General features: G+C 63.3%; 12 protein-coding genes. 2 read left to right on the top strand and 10 right to left on the bottom strand.

The features are described from left to right. Positions 1-19 precede the first annotated feature (19 nt). From J3P97_RS15270 to J3P97_RS15230, 9 genes are all read right to left on the bottom strand, one after another. Complete coding sequence (locus tag J3P97_RS15270) at positions 20-2,806, bottom strand: malto-oligosyltrehalose synthase (protein ID WP_434672141.1); 2,787 nt, start codon at positions 2,804-2,806, stop codon at positions 20-22. Continuing rightward, positions 2,803-4,881, bottom strand: coding sequence for a 4-alpha-glucanotransferase (gene malQ / locus J3P97_RS15265; protein ID WP_434600987.1), 2,079 nt, complete (start codon positions 4,879-4,881; stop codon positions 2,803-2,805). Before malQ ends, J3P97_RS15270 begins: the two co-directional genes overlap by 4 nt. Next, positions 4,878-6,680 carry a malto-oligosyltrehalose trehalohydrolase gene (treZ, locus tag J3P97_RS15260; RefSeq protein WP_434672140.1) on the bottom strand — a complete coding sequence of 601 codons (1,803 nt, stop codon included), beginning with the start codon at positions 6,678-6,680 and terminating at the stop codon, positions 4,878-4,880. The genes malQ and treZ overlap by 4 nt, the downstream gene beginning before the upstream one ends. Positions 6,681-6,688: 8 nt before the next feature. Continuing rightward, positions 6,689-8,260 (bottom strand): glycogen synthase GlgA, encoded by a 1,572-nt coding sequence (glgA, locus tag J3P97_RS15255; protein ID WP_434573798.1) that lies wholly within the window; start codon positions 8,258-8,260, stop codon positions 6,689-6,691. 620 nt (positions 8,261-8,880) lie between these two features. Beyond that, positions 8,881-9,843: a D-2-hydroxyacid dehydrogenase family protein gene (locus J3P97_RS15250; protein ID WP_434672139.1), complete on the bottom strand. Its 963-nt coding sequence runs from the start codon at positions 9,841-9,843 to the stop codon at positions 8,881-8,883. 12 nt (positions 9,844-9,855) lie between these two features. Beyond that, a complete protein-coding gene (locus tag J3P97_RS15245; RefSeq protein WP_434672138.1) occupies positions 9,856-10,887 on the bottom strand; it encodes an alpha/beta fold hydrolase in 1,032 nt (343 codons plus the stop codon). Positions 10,888-10,973: 86 nt separating this feature from the next. Then, entirely contained in the window at positions 10,974-11,408 is a 435-nt protein-coding gene (locus J3P97_RS15240; protein WP_434672137.1) for a YqaA family protein, read from the bottom strand. Next, the gene (locus J3P97_RS15235) at positions 11,408-11,854 is read right to left on the bottom strand and encodes a DUF411 domain-containing protein (RefSeq protein ID WP_305500630.1); all 447 of its coding nucleotides are present in this window, start codon (positions 11,852-11,854) and stop codon (positions 11,408-11,410) included. Before J3P97_RS15235 ends, J3P97_RS15240 begins: the two co-directional genes overlap by 1 nt. Before the next feature lie 255 nt (positions 11,855-12,109). Continuing rightward, positions 12,110-14,104, bottom strand: a complete 1,995-nt coding sequence (locus J3P97_RS15230; RefSeq protein WP_305500631.1) for a methyl-accepting chemotaxis protein — start codon at positions 14,102-14,104, stop codon at positions 12,110-12,112. Between the two features lie 246 nt (positions 14,105-14,350). Here J3P97_RS15230 and J3P97_RS15225 point away from each other — a divergent pair, with 246 nt between their 5' ends. Then, positions 14,351-14,539 (top strand): hypothetical protein, encoded by a 189-nt coding sequence (locus tag J3P97_RS15225; protein WP_186631798.1) that lies wholly within the window; start codon positions 14,351-14,353, stop codon positions 14,537-14,539. A 7-nt stretch (positions 14,540-14,546) separates the two neighbouring features. On the opposite strand, the gene J3P97_RS15220 is transcribed toward J3P97_RS15225, so the two are convergent. Further along, positions 14,547-14,927: a fe2+ zn2+ uptake regulation protein gene (locus tag J3P97_RS15220; RefSeq protein WP_434600981.1), complete on the bottom strand. Its 381-nt coding sequence runs from the start codon at positions 14,925-14,927 to the stop codon at positions 14,547-14,549. A gap of 215 nt (positions 14,928-15,142) precedes the next feature. Between J3P97_RS15220 and pvdQ the strand changes: the two genes are divergently transcribed. Next, positions 15,143-17,491 carry a bifunctional acylase PvdQ gene (gene pvdQ, locus J3P97_RS15215; protein WP_434672136.1) on the top strand — a complete coding sequence of 783 codons (2,349 nt, stop codon included), beginning with the start codon at positions 15,143-15,145 and terminating at the stop codon, positions 17,489-17,491. Positions 17,492-17,515 lie beyond the last annotated feature (24 nt).

Raw genomic sequence — 17,515 nt, 5'->3', positions numbered from 1 at the left:
GCAGTGCTCCTGACTAAACTCAAGATTCAATAAAGACATTGACCGGGAAATCCCCCAGCGCGGCGCTGACCATCAGCTCCCTTTGGGGTGTGACTGCTGCGCTTGCAAAAAGTCCCTTCAGTTTTCCATCCTCGGCGGCGAACGGTAACGACACCCGGGTATCGCCCCAGTCCGATGCAGCCACGTGGGGCAAGGCACCGTTTTCCAGCAGGCGGGCGGCGTGCACCGGGACCACCACAATCGCCCGCTGCTGCTGGTATTCGCGCATGAATGCCAGCACCCGCCCGGCGTGTTCGCCAAGCACCGGCAGCGGTTGATAGCTGCCTTGGCGAAACAGCTGCGGGTATTCGGCGCGCAAGGCCAGCGTCCGCGCTATCAGTGCCTGCTTGACCCGACCGTCGCGCCAGTCGCGTACCAGCGTCGCCGGTGAGCTGTCGCCCTGTACCGCCTCACGGCGAGCATTAAAATCCACCGGGCGACGGTTGTCCGGATCCACCAGGCTGAAATCCCAGAACTCGTTGCCCTGGTACAGGTCCGGAACGCCGGGTACGGTCATGCGCAGCAAGGTTTGCGCCAGACTGTTGAGGGCGCCCGCCGGAGCGATGGCCTGGACCGCCTCGGCGATGGCGCTGCGCAACGGCAGGCCCTCGTCGCACAGCAGCAACCGCTCAAGGAACATCTGGGTGGCTTGCTCATAAGCGTCATTGACCGCCGCCCAGCTGCTTTGCAGCTTGGCTTCGCGCAGCGCCTTGCGTTGCCATTGCCACAGGCGTTCGCTGTATTCGGCCAAGGCTTTGGGGTCCTGCAGGTCGAGGTCCAGCGGCCAGCTGCCGAGCAGGGCCTGGTAGAGGATCAGTTCATCACCGGCCGATGGGGCCGCCGGGTCGCTGTGCAGCGACGGTGAGAGGATGCGCCATTGCTCCACGCACGCGGTGTACCAATCCGGGCGTTCGCTGATCACTGCCAGCCGGGCTCGGGTGTCTTCGCCGCGCTTGTGGTCGTGGGTCGCGGTGGTGACGAGGTTGTCGGGAAAGTGTTCGAGCCGTTCCCGGCACGCTTCATGGAATTCCTCGGCCGGGGCACTGAAGCGCTCGGTGTTGTAGCCCACGTCATTGCGTGAAAGCAGTACCGCCGAGCGATACAGTGCAGTGTCCTCGACAGCCTTGGCCGCTGCCGGCGACGTCAGTTGCTGGAAGCGCACGCAGGCGTGGCGCAGCCGTTTGCGCTCGCTGCCCCGAGGTCGCCTGCGCCACGGCATGCCACCGAGCCAGTCGGCCAGGCAGTCGAGCACCGGCCAATCGGCTTCGCTCAGGGTTTGCCGGGCGCCTTCCAGCGCTTTCTGGAAAAACACTTCATCCTCGGCGGAGCGCCCCAAAGGATTGATGTACGTGCGATACACCGGGAAATGCACGATCAACTCCTGCAACGCCCGACGAATCGCGCCCAAGGTCAGATCGCGGGTCATCACATCGTCCCGCGCGACTTGCAGCAGGGCCTGTGCCACGCTTTCGAAATCCCCGGCGAGGGAGCCGTTGAGAATCTGCTGGCGGGCCAGGCGGGCCTCTTCGATGAAGTGCGCCGGGCGCTCGCTGTGCCGGCTCCAGAACTCGGCGAGGGGCTCGGCGCCGGCCGGGTCGTGCTGCAGCAGCGAAATCTGGTTCATGAACTCGTAACCGGTGCTGCCATCGATGGTCCAGTCGCGGCGCAGGGTTTCGCCGTCGCCGAGGATTTTCTCGACGAAAATCGGCAGGTGCCGCGAGGGCGAAAGCGAGTCCACGCGACGGCGCAGCTTGCGGCAGTAACCGCGAGGGTCGGCCAGGCCGTCGATGTGGTCGATCCGCAGGCCGTCCACCAGCCCCGCGGCGATCAGCTCGAAGATCTTGGCGTGGGTCGCCTCGAACACCGCCGGACGCTCGACCCGCAGGCCGCCCAGTTCGTTGACATCAAAGAAGCGCCGCCAGTTGATATCGTCCGCCGCCGTGCGCCAGCTGGCGAGCCGGTAGCTCTGGCGCTCGAGCAGTTGGTGCAGGCGCTCGAACCCCGCGGGCTCGGTGGAATCGTAGCCGCGCAGGTTGTCTTCGATGGCGCTGAGGATGTTCGTTTGTTTGGCAAGGTCGCGCAGCTCTTGCTGGAGCGGGCGGGCGAGGGAGTGGGCGTCGGTCTGGTAGTTCAGCGTGGTGAAGCGCTCGGCCAGCGCCTTGAGCGCGTCGACCTGCTCGGGCTCCAGAGCGTCCGCAGGCTTGAGCAGCTCACCGTATTGCATCGGGCAGATAGGGAAACGGTGCTCGTAATGCTCGACATGGAAGCTGCCTTGCGCGGCATCGAAGCGCAGTTTCAAGGTGCCTTCCTGCAGCGCCACGCCATAGTCGCTGCCCAGGAATGGCAACAGCAGTTGGCCTTCCATCAGCGGGTCGGGGGAATGCCACTGGATGTCGAAGAATTCGCCATAAGGGCTCAAGCGTCCCCACTCCAGCAGGTCCAGCCACCAGGGGTTGTCGTTGCCGCCAACGGCCATGTGGTTGGACACGATGTCGAGAATCAGGCCCATCCGGTGCTCACGCAAAGTGGCGACCAGGCGCTTTAGCGCAGCCTCTCCGCCGAGCTCCGGGTTGACCTGGGTCGGGTCGACCACGTCGTAGCCGTGCATGGACCCGGCCCGTGCCTTGAGCAGGGGAGACGCATAGATGTGGCTGATGCCCAGCGCTGCGAAGTAGGGCACTTGCGCTACCGCATCGTCGAGGGTGAAGCCTTTATGAAATTGCAGGCGCAAGGTGGCCTGCAGCGGTTGGATCAGTGTCTGGTTCATCGGTCACGCTCGTTCGCCTGAAGTCTCGCGCAGGCGAGTATTTCCAGACGCCGTGCGGCGTCCGGGTCATCCAGCAGCGCGCGGCTTTCCAAAGCCAGGCGCCGCCGCCAGTTGGGGTGGGTGTCGGTGGTGCCGGGCAGGTTGGCCTGTTCGTCGATACCCAGGGCATCTTCCAGGGGCAGCAGCACCAGCGGCGCGCGGGTATGGCCGAGAAAGCGCACGCTGGCGTCCAGCACCTGGTCGGTTTCGCGGTGTTCTTCGCGAAAATTCTGCGGGTCCTGGTTCAATGCATTGCGTAACCCGTCACGCTCGCGTTGGCGGTGCCGGCGCCAGTCCATCTCGGTGTGGGAGTCGATCAGGTCCAGCCGGGCGTTCCAGTCGATGTCGTGACCGTGCCACCAACCGTTCAGGGTCGGCAGGTCATGGGTACTGGTGGTGGCCAGGGCGTCATCCGGCCAATCTAGGATCGGCTTGAAGTGGGTATTGTCCTGTTCGAACAACAGCACACGCATGCCGAGGATGGCGCGGGCCGCGAGTTTTTCCCGCAGGCCTTCGGGCACGGTGCCAAGGTCCTCGCCGAGCACGATGGCCCGGTGGCGATGGGATTCCAGCGCCAACAGCCGCAGCAGATCATCGATCGGGTAATAGAGGTAGGCGCCATCGGTGGGCGGGGCGTCGTTGGGGATCACCCACAATCGTTGCAGACCCATGATGTGGTCGATGCGCAAGCCGCCGGCGTGGGCGAAATTGGCTCGCAACATTTCTATGAACGCGCGGAAACCGTTGCGTACCAGCCCCTCTGGCGAGAACGCCGAGATACCCCAGCCCTGGCCGGAGCGGTTGAGAATGTCCGGCGGTGCGCCGACGGTGAGCGAGGCGAGCAATTCATCCTGGCGGCTCCAGGCCTGACTGCCGGCGCCGTCAGCGCCCACGGCGAGATCGGCGATCAGGCCGATGCCCATTCCACTGGACTTCGCCGCGCTCTGGGCGCGCTCCAGGCAGCGGGCAATCAACCATTGGCAGAAGGCGTAGAAGCCGATTTCATCTGCGTTCTCTTCGGCGAAACGGGCCAGCGCGGCGCTGCGCGGATCGCGCCATTCTTGCGGCCACTGGCGCCAGTCGAGGCTTTCGCCCCGAGCGGCGCGATCGGCCTGGAGGGCTTCGAAGCGGCAATGGTTTTCCAGGGCCTCGCCGCTGCTGTGGCGGAAACTGCTGAAATCCTCATGCAGCGGATGTTCGCCCTGGCTGAAGCCCTCGTACAGCGCGCGAAGAACCCGCTGCTTGGCTTCGGCAGCCACCGGCCAGTCGATCAGCGGCTGCTCTTCGAGGCTGCGCAACTGGTTGGTCAAGCCGGTGGCGTCGATGGCCGTGCGCAACGCACGCTCGCCAAGGATGGTGCCGGGCGCGGCGTACAGGCTGTTGAGAAAAAGCCGGCTGGAGGGCGAATATGGGCTGTAGCGCCCGGTATCGCTGCTGAACATCGCATGCATCGGGCTGATGGCCAGGGCGTCGGCACCACGTTCGCCGGCCACCCGGGCCAGTTCTTCCAGGGCCTGGGTGTCGCCGAAGCCGCCATCGCCAGGGCGGCGCAGGGAATAGAGTTGCGCGCTCAGGCCCCAGACCCTGGGGATCGGGTCGTCCACCGCATCCGCCACGCTGTAGCAACGGGCGGGCGCCACCGCCAGGGTGAAATGCTGGCCCTGGATGCTGACCTGCTGATAGCCCACCGGGACGATCCCCGGGAGCGTCGCGTCGGCGTCAAGTTTCAGATTCAGCGTCGCGCCATCTTCAAGCTGGATCTCGCACGGGGTCGCGGGTTCGAAATAGCGGCTCAGGTCAACATTCACGCCTGCGTCTGCGGTAAGCAGCGGCGGCAGGCGGTGGTTCTGTTGGTCTTCCTGCAACTGCAACAGGCTGGCGTCGATTTCCTGGGCAGTGCCGGCGGGATGCCCCAGGCCGGTGAGGACCGAGCGCAACACCGCGGGTGTAACTTTCTGGGCACGGCCATTGGCATCGATCCAGTCCACCGCCAGGCCCGCTCGGCCAGCGAGGATTTCCAGTTGCGCATCGCTCATAGGCGCTCTCCAGTGATATTGGGCAAGGTTGTCGCTTGCGTCAGACTGACCAGCGCGCTGTGGGGCGTGAGCACCCCTTGTTGCAACAGACCCATGGCCTGCGATGGATGTTCGAAAAGAATCTGCGCATCTTGCGGTGCGCTGTGTTCGACCGGTTTGTCGCTGAGGTTCAGGTCGATGCGCAACACGCTGCCGTCGCCCATCTGCCAGCGCGCGCTGACGGCGCCATGGCCCAGCACATCCGCGCCCAGGGCATGGGCGGCGGGCAGGCGCGGGACGATTTCCTCACGGCGGATCTTCAATAACTGGCGATAAAGGGTTTCGCAGGCCAGTTGTTCCGGTTGATGGGCTTCCAGGTTGGGGCGTGAAGCGTCGAACGTGCCGGCCGCGTTCGGGTCGGGAATCCGCTCGCGTTTCTCGGGGTCGGCAAAGGCTGCAAAGGCCTTGAACTCGTTGCGTCGACCTTCGCGCACCAACTCCGCCAGTTCGCCATGGTGGCTGGTGAAAAACAGGAACGGTTGTTCGGCGACCACTTCATCGCCCATGAACATCAGCGGGATCATCGGTGACAGCAGTAACAAGGCGGTCGCGGCTTGCAGCGCCTGTGGCGGGGCCAGCTGGTGCAGGCGCTCGCCCAAGGCCCGGTTGCCGATCTGGTCGTGGTTTTGCAGGAACAAGACGAAAGCGCTGGGCGGCAGGTGACCGCTGGCCTCGCCGCGGGATTCACCGTGGCGGTTGGTATGGCCCTGGAACACGAACCCCTGGCTCAGGCAGCGCGCCAGCTTTTCCGTGGTCTGCTCGGCATAGTCGGCGTAATAGGCATCGGTCTCGCCGGTCAGCAGCACGTGCAAGGCGTTGTGCCCGTCATCGTTCCACTGGGCATCGTAGCCGTGCTCCAGCAGGCTGGCCTGGTTGTGTTCGTTCTCGACGGTCAACCAGACGTAGCGCGTCGGGTCGACCTGTTGGCGCACCGTGGCGGCGAGCTCCTGGAGGAAGTCCGGGTCTTCGATTGCATGCACGGCGTCCAGGCGCAGGCCGTCGAAACGGTATTCGAGCAACCACATCAGGGCGTTTTCGATGAAGAAATCGCGGACCTCGCGGCGCCGGAAGTCGATCGCTGCGCCCCAGGGTGTGTGCTTGTCTTCGCGAAAGAAACCCTTGGCGTAGCGGTGCAGGTAGTTGCCATCGGGGCCGAAGTGGTTGTAGACCACGTCGATAATGACCGCCAAGCCATGGCCATGGGCGCTGTCGATCAGATGCTTGAGCTGGTCCGGCGTGCCATAGGAGGCCTGGGGAGCGTAGGGCAATACGCCGTCGTAGCCCCAGTTGCGATCGCCGGGAAACTGCGCCAGGGGCATCAGTTCGATGGCGGTCACGCCAAGCCCGGCCAGGCGTGCCAGTTGCTGCTCGACGCCTTCGAAGCCACCGAGGGCGCCAACGTGCAGTTCGTAAATGACCGCGTCGTACCAGGGGCGACCGGACCAGCTGGTGTGTCGCCATTGGTAGGCGTGAGGGTCGACCACCACGCTGTGGCGATCGATATCACCGTCCTGGGCGCGGGAGGCTGGATCGGGCACCTCCAGCTCGCCATCGATGTTGAAGCGGTAACGAGTGCCAGCGGGGCAACGGGCCTGGATCATGAACCAGCCGTTGGCCTGAGGCAGCATCGGTATGGATTCTCCAGTGTCGAGTTCGACACTGACGTAAAAGGCATCCGGGGCCCATAGCGCGAAGCGGGTGTGCTCGGAATCGAGCAAGACCGCGCCGTGGGTCCAGGTTTCAGGCGTCCTTGACGGCATCGGTTACCTCATTGTCTGGCCGATTTTCCCAGCGATTTAGCTACCAGTTGTTCATAAAGTTCGGCATAGGGCTCTACGGCCTTGGACCAGTTGAAGGGGGCCGACATCGCCCGGCAACGCATGGCATTGAGCAACTCGGGAAACTCGAATACCTTGAAAGCCCGGCTCAGGGCCTGCTTGTAGCTTTCCACGGTGGACTCGTCGAACAGGAACCCGGTGATGCCATCCTCGATGGTGTCCGCCAGGCCGCCGGTATTGCGCGCTACCGGCAGCGAGCCGAAGCGCTGGGCGTACATCTGGCTCAAGCCGCACGGCTCGTAGCGCGATGGCATCAGCAGGAAATCGCTGCCAGCGAACATCCGCCGGGCATCGGTTTCGTTGAAGCCGATGCGCACGCCGATCTTGCCGGGGAAGCGCAGCGCCAGTTCACGCATGGCCTGTTCTTCTTCCGGTTCGCCGCGGCCAATGATCGCGATCTGCCCGCCGGACTCGACGATGAATTCGGCGACGGCCTCGGTCAGGTCCAGGCCTTTCTGATACACCAGGCGCGATACCACGGCGAACAGCGGGCCGGTGGTGTCATCCAGGCCGAACAGGTTGCGTACGTGGGCAGCGTTGACCGCCTTGCCTTCCCAGTCGCCAATGGAGAACTGGCGCTGGAGATGTGAGTCGGTCGCCGAATCCCAGCTCTCGTCAATGCCGTTGGGGATCCCGCTGAGCAGGCCTTGTTGGGTTTTGGCGGCGAGGAACCCGTCAAGCCCGCAGCCGAACGCCGGGGTGGTGATTTCCTGGGCGTAGGTAGCACTGACCGTGGTGATGTGGCTGGAATAGGCCATGCCGGCCTTGAGGAACGACAGCTTGCCGTAGAACTCCATGCCTTCCTGTTGCAGCGCGTGCTCCGGGATGCCCAGCTCCGGGCAGGAAGCCAGGCTGACCACGCCCTGGTACGCCAGGTTGTGGATGGTGAACAGGGTCGGGGTACGTTGGCCGCGCCAGTGCATATAGGCGGGGGCCAGGCCGGCCGGCCAGTCGTGGGCATGGACCAGGTCGGGGCACCAGTGGATCTGCGCCAGATTGGCGGCGATGTCGGCTGCGGCCAGGCCCAGGCGGGCGAAGCGGATGTGGTTGTCCGGCCAGTCGCGGCCATTGTTGGCGCCGTAGGGCGAGCCTTCGCGGGCATACAGTTCGGGACAGATCAGGACGTAGATCACCAGACCGTCGGCCATGTCCATGCGGCCGATCTTGCACGGCGGCAGCGCTGCGTGGCCGCCCAGTTCACCGATGATATGGATCGGATTGCCGCTGTTCATGACTTGCGGATACCCGGGGATCAGCACCCGGACATCATGCAGGCCGGCCATGGCCCGGGGCAGGGCGGAAGAAACGTCGCCCAGGCCACCGGTCTTGACCAGGTCGGCGATTTCCGAGGTCACGAACAGGATCTTCTTGCGGTTGGGGTTCTGTCGAACGACAGGGAGCAGTGCCTTGCCTCCGGTGGCCAGCACCGGTGCCGTCGGCGATTCAGCCGCCGGCGGTAATTGAGAGCGGACTTGCTGTGGTTCCAAGGCAGCACTGATCATAAATAACTCCTATTTCTCGATCTGTTTCCGGCAAGCGCCAGAGCTGTTGTTTCATTGGCCGAATCCTGCGGCCAGGCGCACGAGCGCTACGCAAGGAGAGCAAAGCGCTGCCCAATGCGGCGAAGCGAATCAGGTGAGGGGGCCGTTGCAAGGAATGCTCCAGCAGTTGTTGCCCTTCCTCTAACCTGACCTGTCGCCGTTGTGAAAAGTTTCGACTTTTTTTCCTTCGGATGACCGGTCGGTTTTCCCCACGGAAAGGCAGTCTAGGTCAGAAGCTAGAGCGCTGCGGTTCGGTTCGTCGAATTGTCCGACAATCACGTCGATTGTCGGCAATGTCTTACACGAAGCAGGGGAATACGAACCGACGAAGTGCAGGTTGTTTGAAACATTCAGGGGTAGGAAGGGCGCGACGGTTCAATCGCGTGCGCGGTTCAACAGCGCTCCGCACCATAAGGGGGCGGGCTGGATGGAGGCGTTTTGATGGCTTCAGTACGGCGGCGACGGCCCCCAAATGTGGGAGCGAGCCTGCTCGCGAAAGCGGTGGATCAGACTGAAAATCCGCGACTGACACCCCGCTTTCGCGAGCAGGCTCGCTCCCACATGGGGCTACCAGGAAAATTTCACGAAGCCGCGGTCAGTACCCGGATCGGCTTGCCAGCCGCCCAGGCCTGCAGGTCCTCGATCATCTGGCCGTAGAACTGCTGATAATTCTGCCGGCTCACATAACCCACGTGAGGTGTGGCCAACACGTTGTCGAGGGTTCGGAACGGGTGCTCGGGCGGCAATGGTTCCTCGGCGAATACGTCCAGCGCGGCGCCTGCCAGGCGTTTGTGCCGGAGTGCGTCGATCAGGGCCGCCTCGTCGACAATCGGCCCGCGCGCGGTATTGACCAGCAGCGCCTCGGGTTTCATCCAGCCCAGGGTCTGGGCGTCCACCAGGCCCCGGCTGCGCTCGCTGAGCACCAGGTGGATCGAGAGGATATCGGCCTGCTCGAACAGCGCTTGTTTGCTCACGTATTGCACGCCGGCTGCGGCGGCTCGCTCGGCGGTCAGGTTCTCGCTCCAGGCGATCACACGCATGCCGAACACTTGGCCGAACTGCGCCACGCGCGTGCCGATGCTGCCCAGGCCCAGGATCGCCAGGGTCTTGCCGTGCAAGTCACCGCCCAGGCCCTGTTGCCACAGCCCGGCGCGCAGGGCGTTGGCTTCCGGTACAAGATTGCGGCTCAGGGCCATGATCAGCGCCCAGGTCAGTTCCGGCGCAGCGTGCTTGTAGCTCTCGGTGCCGCAGATCTGGATGCCCAGTGTCGCGGCAGCCTTGAGGTCGAGGGCGGCGTTGCGCATGCCGCCGGTCAGCAATAGCTTCAGGTTGGGCAGGCGGCGCAGCAGCTCTTCGTCGAAGCGGGTGCGCTCGCGCATCACGCAGATGACGTCGAAGCGTTGCAGGCGCTCGGCGAGGGTGTCGCGGTCGGCGGGGTAATCGTGTAGGAAGGCCACTTCACCAATGCTATCGAGCACCGACCAGTCCACCACGTCCTTGGCGACGTCTTGCCAATCGTCGATGACCGCTATTTGCACCGCCATGGAACACCTCTATCAGGGAATGGGTTTGTCCAGCCAGCCGAGCAGGGCCTGGTGGAACCGCGCCGGCTCTTCCATTTGCGGCGCGTGCCCCAGGTTGGGGAATTCCACCAGGGTCGACTGCGGAATCAGTCCGGCGACCTGTTTGCCCAGCACCTCGTAACGGCCCAGCCGGGCTTTCACGGCTGGCGGGGCAATGTCACTGCCGATGGCGGTGGTGTCGGACGTCCCGATCAACAGCAGCGTGGGGACCTTCAGGTCCTTGAACTCGTAATAGACCGGCTGGGTGAAGATCATGTCGTAGATCAGCGCCGAATTCCACGCCACGTGTGTATGTCCCGGGCCCTTGTTCAAGCCGGCGAGCATGTCGACCCAACGCTCGAACTCCGGTTTCCAGCGTCCTCCGTAATAGGTGTTGCGCTCGTAGTTGCGAATGCCCTCGGCGCTGAGTTTCAGCTCGCGCTCGTACCATTGGTCCACGGTGCGGTAAGGCACGCCAAGGGCTTTCCAGTCCTCGAGGCCGATGGGGTTGACCATCGCCAGGCGTTCGACCTGGTCGGGGAACTGCAAGGCATAGCGGGTGGCAAGCATGCCACCGGTGGAGTGGCCCAGCACGATGGCCTTCTGTACGCCGAGGGCCTTGAGCAGGGCCTGGGTGTTGATCGCCAACTGCTGGAAACTGTACTGGTAATGGTCCGGCTTGCTCGACGTGCAAAAACCGATCTGGTCCGGGGCGATGACCCGGTAACCGGCGTCACTGAGCACCTTGATCGAATCGCCCCAGGTGGCGGCGCAGAAATTCTTGCCATGCATCAGCACCACCGTCCGGCCGTTGGCCTTGCCTTGGGCGGGCACGTCCATATAGCCCATCTGCAGCGATTTACCCTGGGACTGCAAGGCAAAATGCTTGAGCGTATAGGGGTACTCGAAACCCTCAAGCTGCGGGCCATAGGCCGGGCCTTCAGGTGGGTTCGCGGCCTGGGCGAGCATTGGCAAGGCAGCGGTGAGGAACAGGCTGGGCAGCCAGCGGGCGGTCAAACGCGACATGAGCAATCTCCTTGAGGCGACCGGCCGATCCTGGAACGGCTCGATTATGGCGACATTAACCACAGGCAACCCAAGCGCAGGAACGTTCAACCCATCCAGCCGAGGGTCGCCCAGGTGAGCACGCCATAACGCAAGCCTTTGGCGAGCGTCACGATCAACAGGAAGCGCCGCCAGGGCTCACCCATCACGCCTGCGATCAAGGTCAGCGGATCGCCGATGATGGGCAGCCAACTGAGCAGCAGCGACCAGTAGCCATACCGTTGATAGTGCCGACGGGCCTTGTCCAGGTGGGACGGGCTGACCGGAAACCAGCGGCGATCCTTGAACTGTTCCAGGCGTGTACCCAGCCACCAGTTCACCAGGGAACCGAGGACGTTGCCCAAGGTTGCCACTGCCACCAGCAGCCAAATGGCGTAACGTTCGCTGAGTAGCAGGCCCACCAGCAGCGCCTCGGATTGCAACGGGAACAGGGTCGCCGCGCCAAACGCTGCAAAGAACAGCCCGATATACGCCTCGCCCATCAATGGGCCGGATAGTCCGCCACCACGGTTTGCGTCCCGTCTTTTTTCAGCCCGATCACCTGGTAGGCATCGCTCATGCCGTCCATTTCCATGCCTGGCGAGCCCATCGGCATGCCGGGCGCGGCCACGCCAAGCAGGTCGTCGCGTTTGCTCAATGCCAGCACCTGCTCGGCCGGAACGTGGCCCTCGACGAATTTGCCGTTGATTTCAGCGGTGTGGCAGGAACGCAGGTTGGGCGCGACGCCGAGGCGTTGCTTGACCGCGCTCATGTCGGCCTCGACATGGTCGTTGACCTTGAAACCGTTCTCCTGCAAGTGGGATATCCACTTCTTGCAGCAACCGCAATTGGCGTCGCGGTGCACATCGATGGTCGCCGGTTCGGCGGCCTGGGCCAGGGCGGAAATGAGCAAGGTACTCAAGGCGAGCAGGTGCAGGGGATGGGCCATGTGTATGGTCTCGTAGCGAACAGTTTGGAAGGAGGATAACAGAGTAGCGGCGAGCGGCTGACACGAGGCTGAGGCGCGGATTACAGAATTGTCAGCTCGGGAACGCAACTCTCGTGGCGAGGGAGCTTGCTCCCGCTGGGCCGCGAAGCGGCCCTAAGATTGCTTTATTATCAGCCTGACACACCGAGGCGAGGCCCAAAGGGGCTGCTGCGCAAGCCCAGCGGGAGCAAGCTCCCTCGCCACGGTGGGATAGATTCAACGAACCTTGAACCGCCCCATGATCGCATTCACCCGGCTGTTGGCTTCCAGCAGCTGGCGGGTGTTGTTCTGGCTGGCCAGGCCGCTTTCCACCAGTTCCTCGACCATATGGCGGATCTGCACCATGCTGCGGTTGATTTCCTCGGTCACTGCGCTCTGCTGTTCGGCAGCGGTGGCGATCTGGGTGCTCAGGCTGTTGATCTGGCTGACGGAGCCGGCCATTTCATCCAGGCCCGAGTTGACCCGGGACGTGGCGTCGGCCGCCGATTGGCAACTGGCCTGGGTGTTTTCCATGGCCGCGACCGACGAGGTTACGCCCTGGGTCAGGCGGGTCAGCATTTCATTGATTTCCGAGGTGCTGGCCTGGGTGCGGGCGGCGAGGGCGCGGACTTCGTCGGCGACTACCGCGAAGCCACGGCCCTGCTCGCCGGCCCGGGCCGCTTCGATGGCGGCATTGAGGGCCAACAGGTTGGTCTGCCCGGCGATGGCGCCGATCACGCCGAGAATCTCGGTGATGCGTTGCGCGTCTTGCTGCATGTCTTCGACTTTGCGCGTGGCGCTGGCCACTTCATCGATCAGCGCCACGACGCTGTTGGACGCTTCACCGACCACGACCCGCGAACGATCGGCATGCTCATTGGCGCGCTGGGTGAACGCTGCCGTTTCGGCGGCGTTTTGCGCCACGCTTTCGGCGGTGGAGCTCATTTCGGTGATGGCTGTCACGGTCTGGTCGGTTTCCGAGGCGTGGCGCATCAGGATTTCGCTGGTGTGGGCCGAACTCCGCTGCAGGCTGTCCAGGCCCGAGGCCATGGCGCCGGTGGCCTGGGTGACTTCGCCGATCATGTCTTGCAGATAGGCGATGAACCGGTTGACCGAATGGCCAATGGCGCCCAGTTCGTCTTCGGCACGGATGGTGATGCGTCGGGTCAGGTCGGCATCGCCAGTGGACAGCGCGTCGATATTGCCTTTGAGGACCTTCATGCGGTGGGTCAGTTGGCGGATGGCGTACAACTGCATCAGCACCAACAGGATCACCAGCGGAATCTGCAGCAGGCTCAGCGTGCTCAACACGTCGTCACGCTGGGCGGTGATCAGGCGGGTCGGCAGGGCAGTGGCGAGGAACCATGGGGAGCCTTCGATGGGGCGCATGAAAAACGTGCTGGCCTCACCCTTGTTGTCGAACTCGAGTCGTTGCAACGGCTGGTCACGGTTGGCCAGGCCTGCCTTGACCTGGGCGGCGAACGGCGAGGTAGCCGCCAGTTCGCTGATGTTTTTCAGCACGATCGGCCCGCTGATACGCGAGCTGTTGCTGATGATCTTGCCGTCGGCTTCGACGATCAACATCTCGGCGCTCAGTTCCGCTTCCTTGCGCGCGATCAGATCGTTGAAAAAGCCCAGGGTCACGTCAATGGTGGAAACGCCGTAAGGCGCGCCGTTCTTCTGGATCGCCATGGCGCAGTTGGTCCGAGGCTCGGCGCTGGCGTCGTCCTTGTAGGCAGCGGCCCAGGCGCATTTGCCGGGAGGGGTGGCCATGCCGCCCTTGTGCCACGGCTGTTCGAAATAGTTCGGCGCAGCGTCGCTGTTCCAGAAGGTGTTGACCGCCAGTTTGCCGGATGCGTCGCGGTGCCAGAACGTGCTGAACTTGCTGCGACCCTCGGCGCGCTGGTTGGGCAGTGGCCAGATCCCGCCGCCGAACACCTTCAATTCGCCGTATTGATCCACCAGGCCAGGCAATACCTTGTCGATGGCGTCGCTGTCGAGCAGCGGGATGGTCTGGGTGATGCTCCGCTGCTGCGCCTGCACCTTGTTCAGCTCGCCCTGGATCTGTTCCGCGACCTCTTCAATGCGGTTCAGCGCCACTTGCTCCTCGGTCTGGCGCAGCTTTGGCGCGACCAGATAGCTGATACCGACCACCGTCAGGATGGACAGCACCAGGATGAACAGAACCAGGAACAGCGTATAGCGGGCTTGAATGGTGCGGAATGCGGGCATGTAGAGATTCCTTGCACGATGGCGGCTTTCTAGAGACAAGTGGAACGGACGTACTTGTCTTTATCGGCCTATCGCCAGCGGTCTTGAACTCCATGGCGCACATTGTTGGTTCAGGACCTGTCGTAACTGCGCCAAAAACGCTCCGACGGCTGTACCATGGGCATCCGTTTGCGGCCTCGTCATCGCACCGGGCACGAGCCTGGCAGGCGCGCGGAAACAGCACGAATATATTCAGGAAATTGGCAAATGACTCATTCGCAACGTTTGAAATACTCGATCCTGGTGGTCCTCGTTGTCCTGGCAATCATGCTCGGGCTGTCATGGATGCAAGGTAAAGGCATGATCAGCGAGCAGCTGTTTCAATACATTGCTATTGCCGTGGCGGTCATCGTGGTGGTGATCAACGGGGTGATGAGGCGCAAGGTCAAGCCTTGAGCCCCGGCTACTGCTTGGCGTTGAGCACGGCCACCGCACTCGGGTGCAAGCTGTAGCTTTTATCCGGATGGAGGCTGACGACCCCCTCGCTGCACAGGCGCTTGAGCACCTCGCGCACACTGAGGAAGGACAACGGAATGTCCAGCCCCAGCAACTGGCTATGCACACCCCGCACCCCCAGTTGCCGATTCTCTTCGGCGGCCTTGACCAGCGCATCGATCACCTTCAGGCGGATCAGGCTTGTTCGCAGCCCGTAGCTCTTGAGCAGGCGCCTGATGTGGTCATTGCCGCCGCGTTCCGTTGGTTTGGCGAAGACGTTGTTGGTGGTGCTCATTGACATACGTGCCGATCCTGGCTTGCCCTCCATGGGCATTGGTGCGTTATGCATGTAAAGACTCCTTAACAGCCTGATCAGAAAAGGTCATGAAATGCTCTCCTCTATAAGACGAACGAGGAGGGCCAATCATGAAGGCGGCGATGTGAAAAAAATGCCTGGAAATCAGCAAAGCCCCGCAGTCAGGCGGTTGTCCGCGGTTAAATTTTTTTCATCCGGTTCGTTCCCAAGGGAGGCGTATTGGTTTTTGATCAGGAGTGAGCGTGAGAATGTCCGGGCAGTTATCGAGGTTTTGCCTTGCGGGTGCGTTGCTGGGGATGGCCCTGGGTGTCAGTACCGTTGTCAGCGCGCGAGGAGAGGTGGAGCAGGCCAGCGCCGAGATTCGCCGCACCAGTTTTGGCGTGCCGCACATACGCGCCCAGGATGAGCGTGGATTGGGCTACGGCATCGGGTACGCGTATGCCCAGGATAATCTTTGCCTGCTGGCCAATGAGATCGTGACGGTCAACGGCCAGCGCTCGCGTTACTTCGGCCCCGAACAGGTCACCCTGGAGCAGCGGTCCAACCGGGCCAGCGACCTGTTTTTCAGCTGGCTCAACACGCCGCAGGCCGTATCCGGTTTCTGGCAGGCCCAGACGCCCCAGGTGCAGCAACTGGTCGAAGGCTACGTGGCCGGTTACAACCGCGCACTGGCCGAGCGCAAGGCACAGGGCTTGCCCGCACAGTGCGCCAGCGAATGGGTGAGGCCAATTACTGCGCTGGACCTGGTCAAACTGACCCGGCGTCTGTTGGTGGAAGGTGGCGTCGGCCAGTTCGCCGAGGCCGTGGCGGGCGCGCAGCCGCCCAAGGCGACCACACAGGCCGACACCTCGATGTCCGGCTTCGAGGTCGCCGCGACCCGCCAGCAGCGCTTCGCCCTCGACCGCGGCAGCAATGCCGTGGCAATCGGCAGCGAACGTTCGTTCAACGGTCGCGGCATGTTACTCGCCAATCCCCATTTCCCCTGGGTGGGCGGCATGCGCTTTTATCAGATGCACCTGACCATTCCCGGCAAGCTGGATGTCATGGGCGCCGCGTTGCCCGGCTTGCCGATGATCAATATCGGTTTCAGCCAGCACCTGGCCTGGACCCACACCGTCGACACCTCCAAGCATTTCACCCTGTACCGCCTGCAGCTCGACCCGAAGGACCCGACCCGCTATCTGCTGGATGGCAAGTCAGTGCCGATGAGCCAGCAGGTGGTCACGGTGGACGTCAAGCAGGCCGACGGGCAGATCAAGCCGGTTTCGCGGGTGGTGTACGGCTCGCAATTCGGGCCGGTGGTGCAATGGCCCGGCAAGCTGGACTGGGACAACCGCTTCGCCTACAGCCTGCGGGACGCGAACCTGGAGAACGATCGGGTGCTGGCGCAGTGGTACGCCATGAATCAGGCGGTCACGCTCAAGGATCTGCAGGCGTCGGTCCAGCGGATCCACGGGATTCCCTGGGTCAATACCCTGGCGGTGGACGACCAGGGACAAAGTCTCTACATGAACGTTTCGGTGGTGCCCAACGTTGACGCGGCCAAGCTGGCGCGGTGCAGTGATCCGAGGGCCGGGCTGAAACTGATCGTGCTGGATGGCTCGCGCAGCGAATGCAACTGGAGCGTGGACCCCAAGGCCGCGCAGAAGGGCATCTATGCCGCCGACAAACTGCCGCAGTTGTCGCGTCGTGATTACGTGCAGAACTCCAACGATTCGGCCTGGATGGTCAATCCCGCTCAGCCCTTGTCCGGTTATTCGCCACTGATCAGCCAGCAGGACCAACCGCTGGGGTTGCGCGCACGTTTCGCGCTGGATCGACTGGGCCAGTTTGGCAAAGACGGGCCGGTGCAAGTGGATGAGTTGCAGCGCATGGTCATGGACGACCAGGTTTACCTGGCGGAACAGTTGATGCCGGACCTGCTGGCCTTCTGCGCCGGGGACCTGAAGGCTGATGCCGCAGCTCTGACCGAAGTATGCACCCGCCTGAAGGCCTGGGATCGCACGGCGAGCCTGGACAGCGGCGTCGGCTTCGTGCATTTCCAGCAGATCATGAAGACGCTGCAAGCCGTGCCTGATACCTGGCGCGTCGCGTTCGATCCGAAAGATCCGCAACACACTCCGCGGGGCCTGGCAATCGAGCGGCCTGCGGTGGCCGAGGCGCTGCGCCAGGCCATGCTGGCTTCACTGGAGTCGGTGAAATCGGCAGGGCTGGCGGCGGACAGCCGCTGGCGGGACGTCCAGGTTGCCAGTCAGGGCGGTCGCCAGACGCCGATCCACGGCGGCCCGGCGGAGCTGGGAATCTATAACGCGATCCAGAGTGTGCCGGGGGCGAACGGCAAGCGGGAAGTGGTCAGCGGCACCAGCTATCTGCAAGTGGTGACATTCGATGGCAGCGGCCCCCAGGCCCAGGGACTGCTGGCGTTTTCCATTTCCAGTGACCCGGCCTCGCCTTACTCGGCGGACCAGACCCAGGCGTTCTCGAAGCGGCAGTGGAGCACGCTGCCCTTTACCGAACAGCAGATCAAGGCCGATCCGAACTACCAGGCCAAAGTCATCCGCGAGCGTGATGAGGCGGGCAGGGTCGCGACGCAGTAAGGCAGCTTTGTCGTGAAGAAAAGC

Origin of the sequence: Pseudomonas sp. R1-15, from assembly GCF_051132085.1 — a bacterium.
Classification (GTDB): domain Bacteria; phylum Pseudomonadota; class Gammaproteobacteria; order Pseudomonadales; family Pseudomonadaceae; genus Aquipseudomonas.
Note: the sequence above shows the minus strand (reverse complement) of the source record. Positions and strands in the feature narration are given on the sequence as shown.

Excerpts from the sequence above, each read along its gene's own strand:
- J3P97_RS15270 (WP_434672141.1), bottom strand. The coding sequence starts at position 2,806 with ATGAACCAGACACTGATCCAACCGCTGCAGGCCACCTTGCGCCTGCAA.
- malQ (WP_434600987.1), bottom strand. The coding sequence starts at position 4,881 with ATGAGCGATGCGCAACTGGAAATCCTCGCTGGCCGAGCGGGCCTGGCG.
- treZ (WP_434672140.1), bottom strand. The coding sequence starts at position 6,680 with ATGCCGTCAAGGACGCCTGAAACCTGGACCCACGGCGCGGTCTTGCTC.
- glgA (WP_434573798.1), bottom strand. The coding sequence starts at position 8,260 with ATGATCAGTGCTGCCTTGGAACCACAGCAAGTCCGCTCTCAATTACCG.
- J3P97_RS15250 (WP_434672139.1), bottom strand. The coding sequence starts at position 9,843 with ATGGCGGTGCAAATAGCGGTCATCGACGATTGGCAAGACGTCGCCAAG.
- J3P97_RS15245 (WP_434672138.1), bottom strand. The coding sequence starts at position 10,887 with ATGTCGCGTTTGACCGCCCGCTGGCTGCCCAGCCTGTTCCTCACCGCT.
- J3P97_RS15240 (WP_434672137.1), bottom strand. The coding sequence starts at position 11,408 with ATGGGCGAGGCGTATATCGGGCTGTTCTTTGCAGCGTTTGGCGCGGCG.
- J3P97_RS15235 (WP_305500630.1), bottom strand. The coding sequence starts at position 11,854 with ATGGCCCATCCCCTGCACCTGCTCGCCTTGAGTACCTTGCTCATTTCC.
- J3P97_RS15230 (WP_305500631.1), bottom strand. The coding sequence starts at position 14,104 with ATGCCCGCATTCCGCACCATTCAAGCCCGCTATACGCTGTTCCTGGTT.
- J3P97_RS15225 (WP_186631798.1), top strand. The coding sequence starts at position 14,351 with ATGACTCATTCGCAACGTTTGAAATACTCGATCCTGGTGGTCCTCGTT.
- J3P97_RS15220 (WP_434600981.1), bottom strand. The coding sequence starts at position 14,927 with ATGCATAACGCACCAATGCCCATGGAGGGCAAGCCAGGATCGGCACGT.
- pvdQ (WP_434672136.1), top strand. The coding sequence starts at position 15,143 with ATGTCCGGGCAGTTATCGAGGTTTTGCCTTGCGGGTGCGTTGCTGGGG.